General features: G+C 69.0%; 24 protein-coding genes. 9 read left to right on the top strand and 15 right to left on the bottom strand.

Annotated features, from left to right (window positions below):
- Nucleotides 1-119 precede the first annotated feature (119 nt).
- The 3 genes from QTI20_RS07635 (at nucleotide 120) to QTI20_RS07625 (ending at nucleotide 2122) form a co-directional block, all read left to right on the top strand.
- Nucleotides 120-722, top strand: coding sequence for a hypothetical protein (locus QTI20_RS07635; RefSeq protein ID WP_286548720.1), 603 nt, complete (start codon nucleotides 120-122; stop codon nucleotides 720-722).
- A 142-nt stretch (nucleotides 723-864) separates the two neighbouring features.
- Entirely contained in the window at nucleotides 865-1017 is a 153-nt protein-coding gene (locus QTI20_RS07630; protein ID WP_353507256.1) for a hypothetical protein, read from the top strand.
- Nucleotides 1018-1087: 70 nt separating this feature from the next.
- On the top strand, nucleotides 1088-2122 hold the full coding sequence (locus QTI20_RS07625) for a retroviral-like aspartic protease family protein (protein ID WP_286548723.1): 1035 nt from the start codon (nucleotides 1088-1090) through the stop codon (nucleotides 2120-2122).
- A gap of 19 nt (nucleotides 2123-2141) precedes the next feature.
- Here the strand turns inward: QTI20_RS07625 and QTI20_RS07620 are convergent, their stop codons facing one another.
- The 3 genes from QTI20_RS07620 to QTI20_RS07610 form a co-directional block, all read right to left on the bottom strand.
- Entirely contained in the window at nucleotides 2142-3656 is a 1515-nt protein-coding gene (locus QTI20_RS07620) for a tripartite tricarboxylate transporter permease (RefSeq protein ID WP_286548725.1), read from the bottom strand.
- A gap of 1 nt (nucleotide 3657) precedes the next feature.
- Complete coding sequence (locus tag QTI20_RS07615; RefSeq protein WP_286548728.1) at nucleotides 3658-4194, bottom strand: tripartite tricarboxylate transporter TctB family protein; 537 nt, start codon at nucleotides 4192-4194, stop codon at nucleotides 3658-3660.
- A gap of 184 nt (nucleotides 4195-4378) precedes the next feature.
- Nucleotides 4379-5338 (bottom strand): Bug family tripartite tricarboxylate transporter substrate binding protein, encoded by a 960-nt coding sequence (locus QTI20_RS07610; protein ID WP_286548733.1) that lies wholly within the window; start codon nucleotides 5336-5338, stop codon nucleotides 4379-4381.
- Between the two features lie 116 nt (nucleotides 5339-5454).
- Between QTI20_RS07610 and QTI20_RS07605 the strand changes: the two genes are divergently transcribed.
- The 3 genes from QTI20_RS07605 to QTI20_RS07595 are packed head-to-tail and all read left to right on the top strand — an operon-like array spanning nucleotide 5455 to nucleotide 7981.
- Nucleotides 5455-6141, top strand: coding sequence for a response regulator transcription factor (locus QTI20_RS07605; protein WP_286548735.1), 687 nt, complete (start codon nucleotides 5455-5457; stop codon nucleotides 6139-6141).
- Entirely contained in the window at nucleotides 6141-7547 is a 1407-nt protein-coding gene (locus QTI20_RS07600; RefSeq protein WP_286548737.1) for a sensor histidine kinase, read from the top strand. Before QTI20_RS07605 ends, QTI20_RS07600 begins: the two co-directional genes overlap by 1 nt.
- A gap of 8 nt (nucleotides 7548-7555) precedes the next feature.
- The gene (locus tag QTI20_RS07595) at nucleotides 7556-7981 is read left to right on the top strand and encodes an RNA-binding S4 domain-containing protein (RefSeq protein WP_286548739.1); all 426 of its coding nucleotides are present in this window, start codon (nucleotides 7556-7558) and stop codon (nucleotides 7979-7981) included.
- 23 nt (nucleotides 7982-8004) lie between these two features.
- Here QTI20_RS07595 and QTI20_RS07590 read toward each other — a convergent pair whose 3' ends face one another.
- From QTI20_RS07590 to QTI20_RS07555, 8 genes are all read right to left on the bottom strand, one after another.
- Nucleotides 8005-8553, bottom strand: coding sequence for a GNAT family N-acetyltransferase (locus QTI20_RS07590; RefSeq protein ID WP_286548740.1), 549 nt, complete (start codon nucleotides 8551-8553; stop codon nucleotides 8005-8007).
- Nucleotides 8550-9545, bottom strand: a complete 996-nt coding sequence (locus QTI20_RS07585) for a M14 family metallopeptidase (RefSeq protein WP_286548742.1) — start codon at nucleotides 9543-9545, stop codon at nucleotides 8550-8552. The genes QTI20_RS07590 and QTI20_RS07585 overlap by 4 nt, the downstream gene beginning before the upstream one ends.
- Before the next feature lie 5 nt (nucleotides 9546-9550).
- The gene (locus QTI20_RS07580; RefSeq protein WP_286548744.1) at nucleotides 9551-11029 is read right to left on the bottom strand and encodes a sodium:solute symporter family protein; all 1479 of its coding nucleotides are present in this window, start codon (nucleotides 11027-11029) and stop codon (nucleotides 9551-9553) included.
- A complete protein-coding gene (locus tag QTI20_RS07575; RefSeq protein WP_183025920.1) occupies nucleotides 11026-11241 on the bottom strand; it encodes a DUF3311 domain-containing protein in 216 nt (71 codons plus the stop codon). The genes QTI20_RS07580 and QTI20_RS07575 overlap by 4 nt, the downstream gene beginning before the upstream one ends.
- Before the next feature lie 94 nt (nucleotides 11242-11335).
- Nucleotides 11336-12766 carry an NAD-dependent succinate-semialdehyde dehydrogenase gene (locus QTI20_RS07570; protein ID WP_286548747.1) on the bottom strand — a complete coding sequence of 477 codons (1431 nt, stop codon included), beginning with the start codon at nucleotides 12764-12766 and terminating at the stop codon, nucleotides 11336-11338.
- Nucleotides 12767-12817: 51 nt separating this feature from the next.
- Nucleotides 12818-14032: an MFS transporter gene (locus QTI20_RS07565; protein WP_286548749.1), complete on the bottom strand. Its 1215-nt coding sequence runs from the start codon at nucleotides 14030-14032 to the stop codon at nucleotides 12818-12820.
- Nucleotides 14033-14055: 23 nt separating this feature from the next.
- On the bottom strand, nucleotides 14056-14556 hold the full coding sequence (locus QTI20_RS07560; protein WP_183025918.1) for a flavin reductase: 501 nt from the start codon (nucleotides 14554-14556) through the stop codon (nucleotides 14056-14058).
- A gap of 32 nt (nucleotides 14557-14588) precedes the next feature.
- Nucleotides 14589-15956: an LLM class flavin-dependent oxidoreductase gene (locus QTI20_RS07555; protein WP_286548752.1), complete on the bottom strand. Its 1368-nt coding sequence runs from the start codon at nucleotides 15954-15956 to the stop codon at nucleotides 14589-14591.
- A 131-nt stretch (nucleotides 15957-16087) separates the two neighbouring features.
- Between QTI20_RS07555 and QTI20_RS07550 the strand changes: the two genes are divergently transcribed.
- Nucleotides 16088-16645 (top strand): helix-turn-helix domain-containing protein, encoded by a 558-nt coding sequence (locus QTI20_RS07550; protein ID WP_286548755.1) that lies wholly within the window; start codon nucleotides 16088-16090, stop codon nucleotides 16643-16645.
- A gap of 117 nt (nucleotides 16646-16762) precedes the next feature.
- Complete coding sequence (locus QTI20_RS07545) at nucleotides 16763-16951, top strand: hypothetical protein (RefSeq protein ID WP_286548756.1); 189 nt, start codon at nucleotides 16763-16765, stop codon at nucleotides 16949-16951.
- Between the two features lie 17 nt (nucleotides 16952-16968).
- On the opposite strand, the gene QTI20_RS07540 is transcribed toward QTI20_RS07545, so the two are convergent.
- Nucleotides 16969-17202 carry a hypothetical protein gene (locus tag QTI20_RS07540; protein WP_286548758.1) on the bottom strand — a complete coding sequence of 78 codons (234 nt, stop codon included), beginning with the start codon at nucleotides 17200-17202 and terminating at the stop codon, nucleotides 16969-16971.
- A gap of 298 nt (nucleotides 17203-17500) precedes the next feature.
- Between QTI20_RS07540 and QTI20_RS07535 the strand changes: the two genes are divergently transcribed.
- Nucleotides 17501-17884: a hypothetical protein gene (locus tag QTI20_RS07535; protein WP_286548759.1), complete on the top strand. Its 384-nt coding sequence runs from the start codon at nucleotides 17501-17503 to the stop codon at nucleotides 17882-17884.
- Nucleotides 17885-17981: 97 nt separating this feature from the next.
- Here the strand turns inward: QTI20_RS07535 and QTI20_RS07530 are convergent, their stop codons facing one another.
- From QTI20_RS07530 to QTI20_RS07520, 3 genes are all read right to left on the bottom strand, one after another.
- The gene (locus QTI20_RS07530) at nucleotides 17982-18254 is read right to left on the bottom strand and encodes a hypothetical protein (RefSeq protein ID WP_286548761.1); all 273 of its coding nucleotides are present in this window, start codon (nucleotides 18252-18254) and stop codon (nucleotides 17982-17984) included.
- 276 nt (nucleotides 18255-18530) lie between these two features.
- Nucleotides 18531-18758, bottom strand: a complete 228-nt coding sequence (locus tag QTI20_RS07525; RefSeq protein WP_286548763.1) for a YegP family protein — start codon at nucleotides 18756-18758, stop codon at nucleotides 18531-18533.
- Between the two features lie 128 nt (nucleotides 18759-18886).
- A complete protein-coding gene (locus tag QTI20_RS07520; RefSeq protein WP_286548764.1) occupies nucleotides 18887-20755 on the bottom strand; it encodes a putative bifunctional diguanylate cyclase/phosphodiesterase in 1869 nt (622 codons plus the stop codon).
- Between the last annotated feature and the right edge of the window lie 101 nt (nucleotides 20756-20856).

Below are 20856 nucleotides of genomic sequence, written 5' to 3'. Positions count from 1 at the left end.
CAAAATGTTATCCGAAAATATTCTCACGCAAAAGATGCAGGCACGGAGCTTGTCAGCCTTTTGCCAACCCTCTTCTAAGAATTCTCATTCTTTTTTTCGTCTTTCTGTATCAAAACACGTTGGCGCAGCCCAGACATGGCAATCCACAGAGCGCGAACGGCATTGCTGGTCAGGAAAATAAATTCCACCCCCCCTATCCATTCACTTCAGACGAGCTATTGAGCAAACTTCTTCGGGTGTTGATACTACCAGAAGGGCATGTCACGAGAGAACAAGCCGAAACAGCCTTTGGAATAAAAATCCCAAAAGAAAGAGGAGTATTCAACGAGCCGAGGCAGCCGGGAGTTCATTATCTTGCAAAGGCAGGCGCAGACTGGTATTTCTCTGTTGGCGTCATAGAAGGGATCGGCGAAAAATCCCTTTCCATATTTTCATTGCAGATGGGAAGATCAGGAATCGAAGATTCCAGCGCCTGCCTTTCGGAAAAGATGATGTCGACCGCGTTGGCGAAATCGGGGTGGATTCTCGAGGAAGCCCCGCCTATTCAACAAGGACTACTGGGATCTTTCAAGCGCTATTCGAAAGAAAAATTTGGAAAGGCCATCTTGACTTTCGCGACCCAAGGGCCAGTCACTTGCATAGAGGAATTCGGCATCTATAACGACCGGAGATTTCCCTTGGGGAATCCATTCAATATCATTCCAGGAGCAAATCATGAGTGAATCAGCGCAGATCAGCCAAGAGCTTCAAGCGCTTCTTGACCAGTTTCGGCCAGTGGGGCTGATGCCAGCGCATCGGCTCAATCCTTGACCGAAGTCCTCGCTGGAGAGTTCGCAACGGAGATACGACAAGGGCGCGGCCGACGTGCTGGAGATCCTGGGCACGCAGAAGGCGCTGGCCGAAGCGCAGCAGGAGCGCATCCGCTGCCTGTCGGAGTGGCGTTCGGCCAGCTTGCGTGTGGTTGCCGCGGCGGGGCGGCTCGGAACGACGTACTTGAGAAACGCCAACGACGGTTGAGAGGCTCTCGATGACCCTGAGAAATCCACGAGGCACGAAGAGAAATGTTCGGCACTCTGCACCGCTGTCGATGGCATTGGCGATGTGCGTGCACGGCATCGCTGCGCAAGCAGCCTCGCCGATGCCAGCGCCCCCGGCGGTCGACGCGCCACCGTTGGCGTCGTTGTCCGCCGTCGCCACCTGCCATCCTGTCGCCAGTGCGGTGTTGCCGATGCGGCTCTACCAAGGACGTTTTCTGGTCGAGATCGGCATCGATGGCCGTTCGCTGCCCATGATGGTCGACAGCGGCGCGCAGCACAGCACCATCACACCGGCCATGGCGCAAGCCCTCGGACTGGAGCCCAATGAGCGCCACCGGGTCCGGGTCCGTGGTGTGGGAGGTCTCTCGCAATCCACGCCGGCGGTCACTGCCTCGCACCTGACGTTCGGCAGCTCGCAACGGCTGGGCTACGACCTGACGGTGGCCGAGATCGCGCGCGCGGGGGACGACGGCGATCCGCAGGCTCCCGCGGGTTTGCTGGGCGCCGACCTCCTTGCGTCCTATGACGTCGAGCTCGACTTTCCGAAGCAGACGATGACGCTCTACCCGGTCAATGCGCTCTCCGATTGCGCCGGGGACTTCGTGCCGTGGCGGGAAGCCCACGACCGCATCGACGCGGTGCACAGCGCGGAGAATGCGTTGCTGATTCCCGTGGTCCTGAACCGCCATCCGGTACTGGCCTTGGTGGATACCGGGGCACAGCGCAGCCTGGTGAGCCACGACGCGGCAATTGCCGCCGGCGTCGACCCGGTGGTGCTCGCGCAAGAACCGATGGGTGCATTGACGGGCATGAACGGCCTGTCGGTCGCGGCGCATCGCCACCGCTTTGCGAGCATGCGTGTGGGGCGAGCCACGTTCGCGCGCGCGCCGGTCCTGGTGCAGGACCCCTCGGACAAGCAGGCCGAGATGCTGCTGGGCCTGGACTTCCTGCGTTGGCGCAAGCTCTGGCTGTCGTACGCGACCGCGCAGGTGTTCATGCAGTTCACGCCCGGCCCCAGGGGACGGCCGACGCTCCCGGCCGAGCCGGTGGCCGCTGCTGCGGCGCAACCCGGCGCGGGGCGCTGAGATCGGGCGGCGCTGCAGCTCAGGCGAGCTGCGCGCGCTCCTTGCGCATCGCCATCGCCTTCGCGATGCGCGGCAGCGTCAGCACGGCCAGGATCACCACCACCAGCGTGATCGACATCGGGCGCTGGAAGAAGACCATCGCACTGCCCTCGCCGATCGACATCGCGTTGCGCAGCTGCGCCTCGGCCAGCGGGCCCAGGATCATGCCGACCACCACCGGCGCGGTCGGGAAATCGAAGCGCCGCATGATCACGCCCAGCACGCCGATGGCATACAGCAGGAACAGGTCGAAGGCGCTCTGGCGCATGCCGTAGGCGCCGACCGTGGCGAAGATCAGGATGCCGGCGTAGAGCTGGGGCTTGGGGATCTTCAGCAGCTTGACCCACAGGCCCACCATCGGCAGGTTCAGCACCAGCAGCATCACGTTGCCGATGTAGAGCGAAGCGATCAGCGCCCAGACCAAGGCGGCCGAGGTGGTGAACAGCTGCGGGCCGGGCTGGATGCCGTAGTTCTGGAACGCGCCCAGCAGGATGGCGGTGGTGTTGCTGGTCGGGATGCCCAGCGTGAGCAGCGGGATCAGGGCCGCGGTCACGGTCGCGTTGTTGGCGGCCTCGGGGCCGGCCACGCCTTCGATCGCGCCCTTGGTGCCGAACTCCGCCTTGTCCTCGGGGTTCTTGACCAGCTTCTTCTCCATCGCATAGCTCAGGAAGGTCGGGATCTCGGTGCCGCCGGCCGGGATGCAGCCGAAGGGCGTGCCGATGGCGGTGCCGCGCAGCCAGGCCGGGACCGAACGCTTCCAGTCGCGCTTGCTCATGTGCACGCGGCTCAGCTTGTTCTGGCCCTCGACCACCTTGCCTTCGTACAGCACGGCGTAGAGCACCTCGGCCACCGCGAACAGGCCGACCGCGACCAGCACGATCTCTATGCCGTCGAGCAGTTCGGGCACGCCGCCGGTGTAGCGGCCCTGGCCCGAGATCTGGTCGAGGCCGACGCAGCCCGCGGCCAGCCCGATGAACAGCGCCGTCATGCCGCGCAGCGTGCTCTTGCCCAGCACCGCGCTCACCGTGGTGAAGGCCAGCAGCATCAGCAGGAAATATTCGGGCGGACCCAGCTTGACGGCGAACTCGGCCACGAAGGGCGCGAACAGCGTGACGATCACGGTGGCGATGGTGCCGGCCACGAAGGAACCGATGGCCGCGGTGGCGAGCGCGGCGCCCGCGCGGCCGCTCTTGGCCATCTTGTTGCCCTCCATCGCCGTCACCATGCTGGCGGTTTCGCCGGGCGTGTTGAGCAGGATCGAGGTGGTCGAGCCGCCGTACATGGCGCCGTAGTAGATGCCCGAGAAGAAGATCATCGAGGCCGTGATGTCGACCTTGCCGGTGATCGGCAGCAGCATCGCCACGGCCACGGCCGGGCCGATGCCGGGCAGCACGCCGACGGCCGTGCCCAGCGCGCAGCCGACCAGGCACCAGAGCAGGTTGATGGGGGTGATGGCGGTGGCGAAGCCCGCCATCAGGGCGTTGAAGATGTCCATGTCAGAGCCACCCGGTGGAAGTCAGGCCCGGCAGGTTGATGGCCAGGAATTTCGTGAAGGTCCAGAACACGGGCGCCGCGATCAGCACGCCGGTGACGGCGTCGATGACCCAGGTGCGCGGCGCGTTCACGCCCGGCTGCCCGCTCGCGCGGCGCAGTCCCTGCACCGCCATCACGTAGCACAGCGTGCAGCTCAGGATGAAGCCCAGCGAGGTGATCAGCGCCGCGTTGAGCAGGAGCCCCGCCGACACCCAGACGAAGCCGGGCCAGTAGGCGCCCTCGGCCCCCGTGGGCGCATCGAGCTCGCGGAAGCCGCCGGTGCGCGCTTCCCAGAGGATCCAGGCGCCGCACAGCATCAGCACGATCGACACCAGCCAGGGCAGGAAGTTGGGCCCGACGCCGCCGTAGCCGGCCTCGGAAGAAATGTCGATGGCCCCGAAGGCCAGCGCCATGCCGGTCAGCAGCACACCCGCGCCGACCAGCGTCTGCGGCCACAGCGCCGCAGGGGGCGACGCGACCGAGGATTCTGGAGTTGTCATTTTTTGCTCCCACAGTCGTGGAAAAAATAGAAAGGCCCCGCTCAAGAGCCAAGGCAATGCGCACGAAGTGCGCGAGCCCGAAGAACACCAGGGACACCGCGGAACCGGCTCTGCCGGGCCGCCGGTGTCGCCCCCGGATGGGGGAAGGGAAGCGACACGAAGTGCGCGCCCCCTCGGGGGCGAGTCAGATCATCCCGGACTTGGCCATGATCGCCCGCAGGCTCGCGAAGTCGTCGTCGACGAACTTGGCGAACGCGTCGCCGGTCAGCACCGACGAGGTCCAGTCGTTCTTCTTCAGCGCCTCGGCCCAGGCCGTGCTCTTGAGCGCCGTCTGCAGCATGTCGATGGCCGCCTTGCGCTGTTCGGCCGTCAGGCCCGGCGCGCCGTAGACGCCGCGCCAGTTGCCGATCTCGACGTCGATGCCCAGTTCCTTGAGCGTGGGCACGTTGATGCCCGGCAGGCGCTGCGCCGAGGTGACGGCGATGGCGCGCATCTTCCCGGTCGCGATGTACTCGGCGAATTCGCTGTAGCCGCTGCCGCCCACCGTGACGTTGCCGCCCAGGATGGCCGCGGTGGCCTCGCCGCCGCCACGGAAGGCCACGTAGTTGATCTTCGACGGGTCGGCGCCGACCTTCTGCGCGATCATGGCCGCGGCGATGTGCTCGGTGGAGCCGCGCGAACCGCCGCCCCACTTGACGCTGCCCGGGTCCTTCTTGAGCTGCTCGACCACGTCCTTCATGGTCTTCAGCGGCGAGTTGGCCGGCAGCACGAACACGTTGTACTCGGTGGTGATGCGCGCGAGCGGCGTGGCCTGCTCGAGCTTGACCGGCGGCTTGCCGGTGATGATGCCGCCCAGCATGACCGAGCCCATGACCATCAGCGCATTCGGATCGCCCTTGGAACCGTTGACGAACTGCGCCAGGCCCAGCGCGCCGGCGGCGCCGCCCTTGTTGTCGTAGGTCACGGTGTCGGCGGCCTTGGAATCGGTCAGGGCCTTGCCCAGCGCCCGGCCGGTGGTGTCCCAGCCGCCACCCGGGTTGGCCGGGATCATCATCTTGACGTTGGCGGCGGCGTGCGCCGACAGGGGCAAGCCGCCCACGGCGGCCAGGGCGGCCAATGACTTCAGAAAGGTATCGCGACGCATCGAGTGTCTCCTTGTGCGGTGAAAGCTGAGTAGAACCTGAACGCCGCTATGATGCGCCGCCCTGCTGTCAGTTGGCTGTCCGGCACACTGGGGTAAACACCGAACCCCCCTCCCCCATGAAGCTGCTGCTGGTCGAAGACGACCCCACGATGCAAACCACGCTGCAACGCACGCTGGGCCGCCGCCGCATCGACGTGCGCGTCTGCGGCGACGGTGCGCTCGCGCTCGCGCAGTGGCAGGCGCTGGAGCCCGACGTGGTGGCGCTCGACCTCAACCTGCCCAACCTCGACGGCCTGCAGGTGCTGGCGCGGGCGCGCGCCGCCGGCCTGCGCACGCCGGTGCTGCTGCTGACCGCGCGCGGCACCGTGGGCGACCGCATCGTCGGCCTCAACGCGGGTGCCGACGACTACCTGCCCAAGCCCTTCGACCTCGACGAGCTGGAGGCGCGGCTGCGCGCCCTGCGCCGGCGCCACCAGGGCGCCGAGGCGGGCGCGCCGCCCGACGGCCCGCGGCCGGTGGGCGGGCTGCGCTACGAGGCCGACAGCGGCGCCATCTACCACCGCGCCGAAGTGCTGGAACTCACGCCGCGCGAGCTCGCGCTGCTCAAGGCGCTGATGACGAACCCGGGCCACGCCGTGGCGAAGGAACGGCTGTTCGAACTGGTGTTCCCGGGCGAGGCCGACGTGCAGTACGAGGCCGTGGAAGTGGTGGTCTACCGCCTGCGCAAGAAGCTCGCCGGCACCGGCGCCGCGCTCATGACGCTGCGCGGCCTGGGCTACCTGCTGCGCGAAGAGAAGTCCTGATGGCCGAACGCGCGTCCTCGCTGCGCGCGCGCCTGCTGCTCGGCATCCTGGTGCCGGTGGCGGTCGTGATCGCGATCAACAGCGTGAGCCTCTATCGCCAGAGCCTGGCGGCCGCCACGCTGGCCTACGACCGCACGCTGCTGGCCTCGGCCAAGACCATCGGCGAGCAGCTCGACGTGGTGGGCTACGACGATGCCGCGGTGCTGCGCGCGGTGGTGCCCTACTCCGCGCTCGAGGCCTTCGAGGCCGACAACCAGAGCCGCATGTACTACCGCGTCTCGAGCATGCGCGGCGAGATGATCTCGGGTTTCGACGAACTGCCCTTCTGGCGCGGCCAGTTGCCGATCCGGCCGCCCTATGCCTCGCTGGTCGATTTCTACGACGCCGAGTTCCGCGCGCACCCGGTGCGCGTGGCGGTGCTGCTGCAGCCGGTGGCGAGCTCGACCGGCCGCGGCATGGCCGTGGTGCAGGTGGCCGAGACCCTGGAGCTGCGCGAGACGCTGGCGCGCAAGCTGCTGCTCGACACCCTGTGGCGCCAGGCCGTGCTGATGGGCGTGATCGCCGCCGTGACCGCGCTGGTGGTGCAACGCGCCACGCGCGCGGTGCGCACGCTGGGCGAGGCCATCGAGGCGCGCCCGGCCGACGACCTGTCGCCCATCGATGCGGCCGGCGCGCCGCGCGAGCTTCGCCCGCTGGTCGAGGCCACCACCCGCGTGATGGGGCGGCTGCAGGCGCTGCTCGACCACCAGAAGCGCTTCGTGCGCGACAGCGCCCACCAGCTGCGCACGCCGCTGGCGGTGCTCACGGCCCAGGTGCAGTCGGCCCGCCGCGGCGACGTGCCGGCCGACCAGGCCCTGGGCGAGATCGCCGACACGGTGACGCGCGCCACCCTGCTGGCCAACCAGATGCTGTCGCTGGCCAAGGTGGAGCAGCTGCGCCAACAGCCCGAATCGAGCACCCTGGATTTCGGCGAGATGGTGCGCCAGGTGGCGCTCGACATCTCGCCGCTGATCGCCGACCGCTCGCTCGACTTCGACCTCGACGCCATGGCCGTGCCGGTGCACGCGCACCGATGGATGCTGCAGGAGCTCGCGCGCAACCTGCTGCACAACGCCATCAAGCACAGCCCGGCCGGCGGCGAGCTCTCGGTGCAGGTGCGCGCCGACGGCGAGCACGCCGTGCTGCGGGTGCGCGATGCCGGCCCCGGCATCTCCTCGGAACTGCGCCAGCGCCTGTTCGCGCCCTTCGCGGCCGGCGACATGGCCAGCGGCTCGGGATTGGGCCTGACGATCTGTCGGGAAATCGTGCATGCGCTGGGCGGCAGGATCACACTGGACAATCGGGTCAGCGACGGCCGCGTCGTCGGGCTCGATGCCATCGTGCATCTGCCGCTGGACAAAGGATAAGGACAGGAATGGACCGTCTGCGCATCGACAAATGGCTCTGGGCCGCGCGCTTCTACAAGACCCGCTCGCTGGCGGCCGAGGAGATCGGCAAGAACCGGGTGCAGGTCAACGGCGACGTGGCCAAGGCCTCGCGCGAGGTCAAGGCCGGCGACACCGTGGCCTTCCGCCAGGGCCCGGCCCAGCGCACGGTGCGGGTGCTCGGCATCAGCGGCCAGCGCGGGCCGGCGCCGGTGGCGCAGCAGCTCTACGAGGAAACGCCCGAGAGCCTGGCGGCGCAGGCCGCGGCGCGCGAGCAGCGCCGCATGGGCAGCGAGCCGGCGCTGAGCATCGAGCAGGGCCGCCCGACCAAGAAGGACCGGCGCCACCTCGACGACGCCTCGCGCAGCTGGGGCTCGCGCTGGAGCGCCAGCGTCGACGACGACAAGGACAGCTGAAGCCTGGCGGCCCGCGCAACCGGTCAGCCGTCCACCGGCTGCGCCGGCGTCTCCAGTTCGAGCTGGTAGAAGGCCGCGTCCAGCCAGCGCCCAAACTTGAAGCCGACCTGGCGGAAGGTCCCGCAGTGGCTGAAGCCCAGCCGCTGGTGCAAGCCGATGCTCGCGCCGTTGCTGGCGTCGATGCATCCCACCAGCACATGCACCTCGGCCGCCCGCGCCCGCTCGATCAGCGCCTCCATCAGCACCCGGCCCAGGCCCCGCCCCCGCTGCGCGGGATGCAGGTAGACGCTGTGTTCCACGGTGTACTTGTAGGCCGGAAAGGCCCGGAAGGTGCCCCAGCTGGCGAAGCCGGCCAGCCGACCGTCCGCGTCGACCGCACCGATCACCGGAAAGCCGTGGGCCCGCTTGGTCGCGAACCAGGCGGCCATGGCCTCCGGCGGCCGCGGCACGTAGTCGTACAGCGCGGTCGAATGCACGATGGCGTCGTTCAGGATCGCCAGGATGGCGCCCGCGTGTTCGGCCTCGGTGCAGTCGATCAGGCGAATGCCGGCGTCGGGGGTGGCGGTGTTCATGCAAGCTCCTCGGTTGAAACAGGCCGTGCGCGCCGGCGGCGTGCGAAGCGCACCACCGTGACGCCCGCGCGTGCCTGGCGCAGCGAGGGCATGACCAGCACGCAGTCGTCGAAGGGTGTCACGATCGGCTCGCCATTGAAACCGATGACCGTGCCCGCGGCAGGAATCACCTCCAGGCCCTGGAAAGCTTGCGAGAAGCGCACCGTCTCGTCGCGCGCCACCACGCCGCCCGCCACCTCGAGGACCCACTGGCCGTCGGCATCGGGCAGCCGCCAGCCGGGCAGCCAGGCCGCGCCATCCGGCGCATCGATGCTGCCCGCAGCCAGCAGGAAGCGCGCGCACTGGTCCTGCGCGACGCGCCGGCTGTGCGGATCGCCGTGGAAGCCGCACTCCACCAGCAGCGAGCGCGCGCCGGCGGCAATGCCCTCGGGCGTGCCGAAGCGGCCGAAGTCGCGCATCCTCACGCCGTCCTTGTGGCCCGCATCGACCACGATGTGCTCCGGCGAGGCCATCGCGGCGGCCAACGCGATGTTCGCTGGCGCCAGGCCGGTGAGCGTCAGCGGCAGCCCGGGCTCGTGCATCGAATGCAGGTCGAGCAGCCAGTCGGCGGCCTCGACGAAGGGCGCGAGCTCGGCGGCGCGGCGCCGTTCGAGGCTGGTCGGCTGGCGCAGGCGCTCGGGCGACCACTGCCGGTTGAGGTCTTCCTCGACGAAGCGCGCGGCATCCGGATCGGCAGGGTCGAAGCGGTCGAAGGCCGCGAGGTTGCAGAAGGCCAGCGTCAGGCGGCCGCGCCGCAGGCGCAGCCCTGCGTCGAGCAGGCCCTTGAGCGCCCAGGCGCCGCAGAGTTCGTTGCCGTGCACCAGCGCCGTGATCAGCACATGGCGCCCGGCGAGGCCCGAATCGAACTGCCAGACGCCTTCGACACCGGTGTTGCCGGCGCGCCAGCCGTCCAGATCCGGCGCGTCGAGCAGGAAGGGCACTGCGGGTTGCATGGCGTTCATCCTTGTTGCTGCTGCAGGCGCGGGCCGGCGTGGCGCGGCGCCCGGGTCAGCGCGGACACCACGATCAGCGTGAGCACGTTGAGCGTCAAGGCGACCATGCCCACGTTCAGGTCCTTCAGCGCGTCGGGCAGGAAGGGGAACAGCGTGGCGACCGACAGCTTGTTCAGCGACAGCACGGCCACGGTGGCTTCGCCGACCAGGATGCTGGCGAAGGCCGCGACCTTGGTCACGGGGTTGACGCGCAGCAGGCTGGCGAGCAGCACCGGGAACAGCTGCGTCACCAGGCTGTAGGCCATCAGCAGCAGCGCCACGATGGTCTGCCCGCCCTGCAGCGTGAACCACAGCGCGACGCCCATCACGGCCGGGGCCATCAGCCGCGCCACACTGATGATCCGGACCTGGCTGGAGCGGGCGCGCAGCGGGCCGTAGATGTTGTTCGCCACCAGCGTGGCGGCCGCCATCAGGATCATCGAGCCCGGCACGATCGCGGTCAGCACGCCGGCCGCGCCGATCAGGCCCACCACCCAGGGGTCGAAGGTGGCCATCGAGATCTTGAACAGCGCCAGGTCGATGTCGGCGCCCTTGAGCCCGGGCACCTGCAGCACCGCCGCGAAGCCGACGAAGAAGATGAACAGCAGCATCAGCTGGTAGATCGGCAGCACGAAGGCGTTCTTGCGCAGGCCGCGCTCGCCCTTGGCCGAGAACGAAGCCATGAACATGTGCGGCCACATGTAGAAGCCCAGGGTGCTCAGCAGGATGGTCGAGACCATCCAGACCGCGCTCTCGCCCTTGGCCGGCAGGGCCAGGAAGCCGGGCTTGGCCTGCTCGATGGCCTCGAACATGTGGCCGATGCCGCCGTAGTAGTGGAACGGCAGGTAGAGGCCGAGGAAGATCGCGACGCCCATCACGAGGATGTCCTTGAGCACCGAGGTCCAGGCCGAGCCGTGGATGCCCGAGACCATGACATAGGCCGTGATGACCAGCGCGCCGATCACCGTGCCCTGCGTGGAGCTGATCACCGAGTAGGAGGCGACGCTCACGATGATGCCCAGGCCGCGCAGCTGCAGCACCAGGTAGGGAATCAGCGCCACCGCGCCCACCACCGCGACCAGGATGCCGAGTGCCGGGCTGTCGTACTTGGCGGCGAAGAAGTCCGGCTGCGAGACCAGCTTGCGCTGCTGCGCGTAGCGCCAGATCGGCGGCAGCAGCCAGTACGAGAGGATGAAGCACAGGCTGCCGTAGCCCAGCATGTAGTAGGCCGGCCCGCCGTGCCCGTAGGCGTAGCCGCTGCCGCCGAGGAAGACGAAGGTGGTGTAGATCTCGCCGGCCATCAGCAGGAACACGATGGCGGTGCCGAAACCGCGGCCGCCCACGGTCCACTGCTCGAGGTTCATGTCCTTGCCGCGCTGCGCCCGCAGGCCCAGCCAGAGCACCAGCGCGATGGTGAAGAAGATCAGGACGATGGAGATGTTCATTCGCCTTCTCCCACGGCGTGTTCGGGGCCGGCGTTGGCCGGATCGAGGCGGTAGACGATGGCCATCACGACCGAGGTGAGCACCAGGGTCAGCGACATCCAGGCCAGCAGGAAGGGCATGCCCAGCACCAGCGGTGCGACGCGGTTGCCGACGAAGGGACCCAGCAGCACCGATGCGACGGGCAGCAGGGCCAGAGAACGAAACCAACTCATTTTTGTCTCCTTGGTTGAAAAGGGGTGGCGTGCGAAGGCCGCGGGATGCCTCGCGGCTCCCGATGTGTCCTTCGAGGAACTTAGCGGCGGGTGCTCAGTGCACCTTGTGCGAGATCGACTTCGCGTGCGTGTAGCACTCGAGGCCCTCGGTGCCGCCTTCGCGGCCGTAGCCGCTGTCCTTGACGCCGCCGAAAGGGGTCTCGCTGACGGCCGACACCAGGTGGTTGATGGCCAGGTTGCCGAGTTCGAGGCCTTCGCCCAGCGCGTGCGCGTTCCGCGCCGATTCGGTGAAGGCATAGCCCGCGAGCCCGAAGGGCAGGCTGTTGGCCTTGGCGATCGCCTCGCCGAGGTTCGCCACGCGCGCGATCAGGCACAGCGGGCCGAAGGGTTCCTCGCGCATCGCCAGCGCATCGTCCGGCACCTCGGCCAGCACCGTCAGCGGGAAGTGGTAGCCCGTGCGGCCGATGCGATGGCCACCCGAGACCAGGCGCGCGCCGCGCGCCACCGCATCGTCGACCATGGCCTGCAGCGCCTCGAGCCGACGGGCGTTGGTGACCGGGCCGATGTCGCTGCCGGCGGCAGTGCCGGGGCCCACACGGACCGCGTCGGCCTCGGCCTTGAAGGCCGCGACGAAGGGCTCGTAGACCGCGGCGTGCACATAGAAGCGGGTCGGCGCAACGCAGACCTGACCCGCGTTGTTGAGCTTGCCCTTGACGCAGGCGATCGCGGCCGCGACCGGGTCGGCGTCCTCGCAGACGATCACCGGCGCATGGCCGCCGAGCTCCATGATCACCGGCTTCATGTGGCGGCCCGCCAGCTCGGCCAGGTGCTTGCCGACGGCGGTCGAGCCGGTGAAGGTGACCAGGCGCACCACTGGGTCGGCGATGAGCCGCGACGAGATCGCGGCCGGATCGCCGAACACCAGGTTGAGCACGCCGGGCGGCAGTCCCGCATCGACGAAGGCCTGGGCCAGCAGCACCGCGCCCGCGGGCGTTTCCTCGGCCGCCTTGAGGATGATCGAACAGCCCGCGGCCAGCGCGCCGCCGACCTTCCGCGCGGGCGAACTCATCGGGAAGTTCCAGGGCGTGAAGGCCGCCACCACGCCCGCGGGCTCGCGCACCACGGTGTGGCGCATGCCGGGCTCGGCCGGGATCACGCGGCCGTAGAGCCGGCGGCCCTCCTCCGCGTCCCAGGCGATCAGGTCGCAACCGCGCAGCACCTCCGCCCGGGCCTGCGCCAGCGGCTTGCCCTGCTCCAGCGTAATCGCCAGGGCGATGGTCTCGGCCCGCTCGCGCATCAGGGCCGCCGCCTGCAGCATGACGCGGGCGCGCTGCTGCGGTGCGGTGCGGCGCCACACGGCCAGGCCGCGCGCGGCCGAGGCGAGCGCGGCATCGATGTCGTCGGGGCCGGCCACCGGCACCCGGCCGATCTCGGCCTCGTCCGAAGGGTTGAGCACGGGGCGGCTGTCGGCGCAGCGCCGCCATTGGTTGTCGATCAGCAGGCGGATTTCGGGATAGGCACTCATGATTCGCGTCGCGTGGAGGTCGGAGAAAGGAAGGAAATCGAGGCGGCGCGGCTAGCGCCGGCCGTGGGCCAGCCGCAGGGCCTGGGGCCGCTGCCGCAGGCGGAACATCGCCACGCAGCCGAGCAAGGGCCCGAGGGCCAGCATGCCGAAGGCGCCCGGCCAGCCCGCGAGGGCGACGACATGCGGCACCAGGTGGATGCTGACCAGGGTCAGCAGGAAGCCGGCGCAGGTCTGCACCGTCAGCAGGGTGCCGACCGAGGACGGCTCGGCCAGCTCGGCGATGCTGGCCGAGAACTGCGCGGAATCGGCGATCACGCTCACGCCCCAGACGAGCGCCACCGGGATCACCACCCAGGGCGAGGCGCCCAGCAACCAGCCCATCAGCAGCGCGCAGGCGGCGCTGGTGGCCATCGCGGCGATGGTGACGGCGGTGCGGCCGATGCGGTCGGCCAGCACCCCGCCGCCCCAGGCGCCGAGCACGCCCGCCGCCACGGTGGCGAAGGTCCAGAGGCTGGCGCTGTGGCCGGCGTCGGCCATGCCGTTGAGGCTGAAGCTGGCCTGCAGGAACACCGCGAGCCAGGCCCACATCGCATAGAGCTCCCACATGTGGCCGAGGTAGCCCAGGTTGGACAGCCGCACGGCCGGATCGCGCCAGGCCTGGGTGAAGGCCGACAGGTCCAGCCGCGCGGCCCGCTTCATGTGCGGCCCGAGTTTGCAGGCCAGCACCGCCAGCCCCGACAGCGCGGCGCAGGCCGCGGCGACGGCGTAGACCCAGCGCCAGTCGAGGCCGCCGCTGGCCGCCAGCAGGTGCGGGCTGGCCGAGCCCAGGGTCAGCGCGCCGACCAGCAGGCCGATCAGCAGGCCCAGGTCGCCGCGCGCCCAGGTGGCGGCCAGGCGCATGCCGACCGGGTAGACGCCGGCCATGCACATCCCGGTGAGAAAGCGCAGCGCATAGACCAGCGCGCCGGTGGGCGGCAGGAACACCAGCCAGGCGGTCGCGGCCGCGGCCACCAGGGCCGAGCCCATGAACAGCCGGCGCGGATCGAAGCGGTCGGCCAGCGAGAACAGCGCGCTCAGGATGGTGCCGATGACGAAGCCGGCCTGCAGCGAACTGGTCAGCAGCGCCGCGGCCTGCGCGCTCACGGCCTGGCTCTGCTTGACCGTCGCCACCACCGAGGCCGAGGAGAACCAGACCGTCATGGCGCCGACCTCGCACAGCAGCAGGATGGCCAGCGAGCGGGCCTTGTGGCGGTAGGGGTCGACCATGGGCATCGGCTCGGTGGCGGGGTTCAGCGCAGGGCCGAGGTGGCCTGGTTGAGCCGGTGGTAGCCGCGCCCGAAATAGACCAGGCCGTCGCCGCGCTCGGCGGTGCGCACCGCCTTCACGGTGCAGGAGAACACCGTGTGCGTGCCGACCTCCATCGCCGAGACGATCTCGCAATCGAGCGAGGCCAGCGCATCGCGCAGCGCCGGCGCGCCGGTGGCCAGCACATCCCATTGCGCCAGGCCGAAGCGCTCGTCGGCGCTGATGTTCTTGGTGGCGAAGCGCTCCGCGATGCCGCGCTGGTCGGCCGAGAGCACGTTGACGCACAGCGCGCCGGCCGCCTTGAAGGCCGCGTTGTTCTGGCTGCTGCGGTTGATGCAGACCAGCAGCGTCGGCGGCTCGTCGGTCACGCTGCAGACGGCCGAGACCGTGCAGCCCACGCGCCCCTCGGCGGCGTGGCCGGTGATGACGTTCACGGCGGCGCCGAGGTTGGCCATCGCTTCCTTGTAGCTTTGCTTGTCGAGCATGTCGTCTCCTGCCAATGAAAAGGGGCCGGCGCTCAGGCCGCGGCCGGCCGGCGGTGCTGGGCCACCGGGTGGCTGGCCGGCAGCCGGTCGCGGCCGAACAACTTGCCGCGCAGCGAGCCTTCGGCATAGCGCGTCTTGTAGACGCCGCGTTCCTGCAGCAGCGGCACCACCAGCGCGATGAAGTCGTCGAAGCACTCTGGCACCACGGTGCGCGAGAGGTTGAAACCGTCGACGTCGGCCTCGGTGGTCCAGGCCACCAGGGCATCGGCGATCTGTTCGGCCGAGCCGACCATCGGCTGCTGGCGGCTGCCCAGCACCATCTGCTCGAGCAGCTTGCGGCGGGTCCATTGCGGGCCGGCGCTGCGCGTCATGGCCTCGACGTTGGACACGATGGCCTGGCTCTTGCCCGTCTCGATCGGCTCGTCGATGTCGTACTTGGCGAAGTCGATCCCCATCGACGCCGCGGCATGGGCCAGCGCCGCCTCGGAGCTCACGTAGCGCCGGTACTCGGCGTACTTCTCCTGCGCTTCGGCCTCGGTCCGCCCGGTCACCACGGTGGCGCCGAGGAAGACCTTGATGTCGGCGCCGGCACGCCCGCGCTGCACCGCCTGCTGGCGGATGTCGTCGACGATCTTCTTCACCCCGGGCTTGCTCTGGCCGTTGACGAACACGCATTCGGCATGGGTGGCGGCAAAGCGCGAGCCGCGGGCCGAGGAGCCGGCCTGGTAGAGCACCGGCGTGCGCTGCGGCGAGGGTTCGCTCAGGTGCATGGCATCGACCTTGTACTGCGGGCCCTGGTGATGCACCGCGTGCACCCGGGCCGGATCGGCGTAGAGGCCGCGGGCCTTGTCGGCGAGCACGGCGCCGTCTTCCCAGCTGCCTTCCCAGAGCTTGTAGACCAGCGCCATGTACTCGTCGGCCAGGTCGTAGCGGTCGTCGTGCGCGGTCTGGCCGGTGAGGCCGACGGCGCGCGCGGCGCTGTCCAGGTAGCCGGTGACGATGTTCCAGCCGATGCGCCCGCCCGTCAGGTGGTCGAGCGTGGACATGCGGCGCGCGAAGAGGTACGGCGTCTCGTAGGTCAGGTTGGCCGTGACGCCGAAGCCCAGGTGCCGGGTGGCGGCGGCCATGGCCGGGATCAGCAGGGTCGGGTCGTTGACCGGCACCTGGACCGCGCCGCGCAGGGCCGCGTCGGCGTTGCCGCCGAGCACGTCGTAGACCCCCACCACGTCGGCGAAGAAGATGCCGTCGAACAGGCCGGCCTCGAGGCGGCGGGCATAGTCGGTCCAGTAGTGGATGTCGAGGTAGCGCGCCGACTGGTCGCGCGGGTGCGTCCACAGGCCTTGCTGGATGTGGCCCACGCAGTTCATGTCGAAGGCGTTCAGATGGATTTCACGGCGCATGTCTCTCTCCTTGTTGCAGTGCATCGCGACGGTTCCTTGCGCTGGATCAAGGAGCGATGGTGTTCGGTGCGTCCATCATAGTAGACGATCAACTACTTTGAAAGATTTTTTTTTGATCCAATAGCCCGGACATGAACGACGACCCCACCGACGCCATCTCGGCTTCCATCAAGAAAGAACGGGTGGCGCGCGGCCTGTCACTGGCCGACCTGTCGGAGCGCTCCGGCGTCTCCAAGGCCATGATCAGCAAGATCGAGCGCGGCGAGGCCAGCCCCACGGCCACGGTGCTCGGCAAGCTCTCGGGGGCGTTCGGGATGGCGCTGTCGGCGCTGCTGGCACTGGCCGAGAAACAGGGGGAGCGGATCAGCGTGCGGGCGACGCAGCCGGTCTGGCGCGATCCCGAGACCGGCTACCTGCGGCGCGCGCTGTCCCCGCCCGACCACGGCATGCTCGAATTGCTGGAGATCGAGTTGCCGGCCAACGTGCGCGTGCCCTACCCGGCCACCGCCTTCGCCTTCCAGCACCAGCAGATCCTCGTGACCCAGGGGCTGCTGGAGTTCCAGGAAGGCACCACGGTGCACCGGCTCAACGTGGGCGACTGCCTGCAACTGGGTCCGCCGGCCGAATGCAGCTTCTTCAATCCCGGCCAGCAGGTCTGCAAGTACCTGATCGCGCTGGTGCGGCGCTGAGCCGCCCTGTCCGGGATAGGCCGACAGGCCCTAGCCAAACGGCGTATTGAAGCCCGGGGCCGCGCGGCGCAGACTGCGCTCCCAAGCCCCCGCCGGGCGCCATTCGAGGACACAATCATGCAAACACTGTCGAATGCGGAGTTTCTGGCCCTCTGGTTCGCGCTGGCCGTGGCGGGGCTCGGCGCGGTGATCGCCTTCGCCCGTCCGAACGGGCTGCTGACCGATGCGCTGGCCCGGCGCGTGCGGCGGTCGATCGCCACCCTCCAGGAAAACACATCGAGCCTGCGCGAAGGCTCGTCGACCTAGCCGCCTGGCGCCGGCGCTCAGCGCGGGCGCAACGGCGGAAATCGCTTGACCATCTGCCGCCCGAGCGGCGTCACGGCGGTCACCGTCGCCGGCGGTTGGTCGTGGCCGGTCAGGGTCCGCACCGGCAATGGAATGTCCGCCTTGATGTGGCCCGCGAGCTGGAGCACGCGCAGGCCATCGACGTCCTTTCCAGCAAAGACGGTGACCGGCAGGCGGGATTGGGCGAGTTGGTGCAGCAGTTGGAATGACACCCGTCGAGTATCGTGCCGCCGCGTGGCGCGCCAGGCCGCGGCCCCCCACGAATCCCGCGCCGCCGAGGCAAAGTGCAGCCCTTGGCGGCCTTCTTCGGCGCGTCTCTGCGAGCGATGAATACCAAAGAACTCATCGTTCTCCGGCCGCCCTCCCCACCCTCTCCCGCCCCGTCCCGGCCGGGCTGCAATGCGCCGAAAAAACCGGTCCGCGCCCGGCGAACAAAGCCGGTCGCCGTGAAGAAGTTAACATTGGGTAACAGTTCGACGCAATCATACTGGTGCGTCAACCGGAGATCTTATGAGTCAGTGGGAATTGGAATTTGCAGAAGCCGTCGCAGCGCTGGAAGCGGCCTACAAGGCCGACCAGCGCGCCTATGACGATCTGCGCGACCCGCTGAAGGCGTCCTGGGCGCTGTTGCCGACCTGGATGTGGCCCGAACCGGACCGCGTGGGCCAGATGCTCAAGGCGCGCAACGCCTTGATCGCGGCCGAGGACGCGGTGCGCGAGATGGTCCGGCGCCAGAGCATCGCGGTGCGCAACACGCGCGCGCGGCGCCAGACCATGTACCAGCAGCGGGCCTTCGCCCAGACCTCGACGGGCGAGGTGTCGGCGGCGGGCGAACTCTCCGTGTCGGTTCGCCAGCCCACCGACGCGCGCACGCCCACGTCCCGCAACGCCTGACGGCCGTTCCCGCCCCGGCGGACGTGCAAAGGCCGATCCCCCTCGCGGGCGGATCGGCCTTTTTCGTTGGCGGTGCGGCGCCTGGCGCGCCGCCGGGTCACTGCAAGGTGGTGTGCTGCAGGTCGATCGAAGGGCTGATGAACAGGGGCGCCACCGCGCCGCCCCGGCGCGGACCGGTCAGGCCGCACACCGCCTGCAGGGCGATGTAGCCGGCGGCCAGCGCCGAGTGGTAGCTGCTGGCGGGCGACTCCGCCGAATCGATGGGCTCGTAGATGCCGGCGTCGTCGTTCTCCTCCTGGAGCACCCAGAAGTACATGCCGGGCCACGGCTCGTCGACGGTCAGTGCAATGCGGCGGAGATCGGTCGTCATGTCTTTTTCCAGCTTGAACACGAGGAATGGCGAGCGTCGGCGAGGGCCCGATTGCGTGAGGCATTTTGTTCTCACTTAACAATCTGTGACAAACCTCGCCGGCACCCCGATTAAGCCGTTCTTTCGCCTGGAATGCACGGGCCCCAGGGCGGTCCGACCCCGCAATCAGTGACAAATCCCGCGTTTTTCAAGAAACTTTAGTTCTCTTTTCCATCAGGAATGCACCCGCAAGGGCGGGGGGCGAGGAAACCAGGGATGGAAGGTCGCGGCGCCCCCTCAGTTGGCTGCCTGCCCCGGGTCGCCGGCCGGCAGCGCCAGCGGGAGGCCCAGGTCGTCGAGGGTCGGCGCCATGCCCGCGGCCGCCCGCACGGCCAGCACCGAGGCGATGGCGGCGTCGTGGTCGGCGAAGCCTTGCGAACTGCGCGCGTAGAGCGCGTTGTCGCGCTTCGACCGAAGCTCCCAGAACCATTGATTCCCCGAGCCGTTGTGAACGACGAATTGCATGACATCTCCTCGTGAACAGGTCGCCGAGTGTCCGGGCAAAGCCGGCCGTGCGCACCCGGCCCGCTCGCCTTTCGGGCCATGTCTTGCGCTGGATCAAGCTTTTGCCAGATCGCCGGCGCCTTTTTTGCTCAGGCCGCCGGCGCGGCCTGCCACCGGGCCGCGCAATCCTCGGCCAGCAGCGGGCGGCTGAAGTAGTAGCCCTGCACAAGGCGGCAGCCGATGGAGCGGACGAAGGCCAGGTGCTCGGCCGTCTCGACGCCCTCCGCGATGATCTCCAGGTCGAGCTCCTCGGCCAACCTGCAGATGGCGCGCACGATCACCGCGTTGCGCGGATCGGTGTGGCCGGCCTGCATGAAGGACTGGTCGATCTTGATCTTGTCGAGCTCGAAACGCCGCAGGTAGCTCAGCGAGGCGAAGCCGGTGCCGAAATCGTCGAGCGCCACCTGCACCCCCAGGCGCCGGAAGCGGCTGATGATGCCGGCCGCGTTGTTGTGCAGCAGCACGCTCTCGGTGATCTCGAAGATCACCCGTTCGGGCCGGATGGCGAAGCGCAGCAGCGCGCGCTCCACGAACACGCAGAAGGTGGCGTCGGTGAACTGCCGGGCCGAGAGGTTGATCGAGATGAAGACGTCGTCGGGCCAGGTGGCGGCGTCGCGGAAGGCCTCCTCCACCACCCAGCGGCCGATGGAGACGATCTGGCCGCTGCGCTCGGCCACCGGGATGAAGTCGGCCGGCGACACATGGCCCAGTTCGGGGTGGGTCCAGCGCAGCAGCGCCTCGAAGCCGACGGTGCGGCCGCCGTCGATGTCGACGATGGGCTGGAAGCGCAGGTGGAATTCCGCCCGCTTCTCGGCCTCGGCCAGCCCCTGGCGCAGCCGCTGCTCGCGCAGCGCCCGATCGCGCATCGCGGGGTCGAAGACCAGGTGGCGCGCGCGGCCCGCGCCCTTGGCCGCGTAGAGCGCGATGTCGGCGCTCTTCATCAGGGCCACCGCGTTGTCGAGCTGTCCCGAGGCCTTGAAGGCGATGCCCATGCTGGCCGTGGCCGTCAGGTGCGCCTCGCCCACGTCGAAGGGCGCCGCCAGCGCGCGCGCGATGCGCTCGCAGCAGGCCTCGGCCTCCTCGCCCGCCTGGGGGCCCAGGAAGACGATCGCGAACTCGTCGCCGCCCAGCCGCGCCACCAGATGCGCACCGTCGACCACCTCGGCCAGCCGGGCCGCGAACTGGATCAGGAAGACGTCGCCGGCGTCATGGCCGAAGCGGTCGTTGATGTCCTTGAAATGGTCGATGTCGAGCAGCACGATCGCGCAGGCCCCGCCGGGCGGCTGGCCGGCCAGCGCGAGGTTGAAGCCGTGCCGGTTCAGCACGCCCGTCAGGGCGTCGTGCCGCGCGTCGCGGTCCGACCGGCGCTTGAGCCGCAGCACGAAGCCCATCAGCGCCAGGCCGACGAGCACCAACACCACCACGATGACCGACACGCCGGCGATGACCCGGCCCAGGCTCTCCTGCTTGCGCGCGATGTTGTCGGTCAGCACGGTCTGCGCGCTCGAGGCCAGCCGCAGGATGCGGCCGTTCAGCGGCAGCAGTTCGCCCAGCACCTCGCGCGCCGCCGCCGGCTCGCCCAGCTCGGGCAGCCGTTGCTCCACGCGGCGGATCGCCTCCGTCGCATGGGCGTACTCGGCGGCGCCTTCCGGCAGCTGGGTCAGCGCGGCGAAGGTCTCGCTGTTGTGGATGATCTCGAGGCGATTGAGCAGGATCTGGTAGCGCAGCTCCACCTCGGCCTGGGTGGTCTGCGAGCCCGGCAGGAAGCGTTCGGCCACCGCCAGCTCGAAGCGGAACAGCTCGGCCGACAGCTGGCCGCTCTCGATCGTGATGTTGAAGCGCGTCGATTGCGAGCTCCACATCAGGTAGTTGGCCAGCGTGACCGTCACCGCGATGCCTGCCACCACCAGCGCCACCACCGCCATCAGCACGGTTCGAAAGCGGCGCAGGGGTTTCAAGATCGGCACCCCGACTGGCACGCGCGGGCATCGCGTCGCGAACGTGGCGTGGCCACCGGCGCCCGGCGCCGCCGTCCTGGAGATCGCGCAGGCAGGGCCGG

Source organism: Variovorax sp. J2P1-31 (assembly GCF_030317215.1).
In the GTDB taxonomy this organism is placed as follows: Bacteria; Pseudomonadota; Gammaproteobacteria; order Burkholderiales; family Burkholderiaceae_C; genus Variovorax.
Note: the sequence above shows the minus strand (reverse complement) of the source record. Positions and strands in the feature narration are given on the sequence as shown.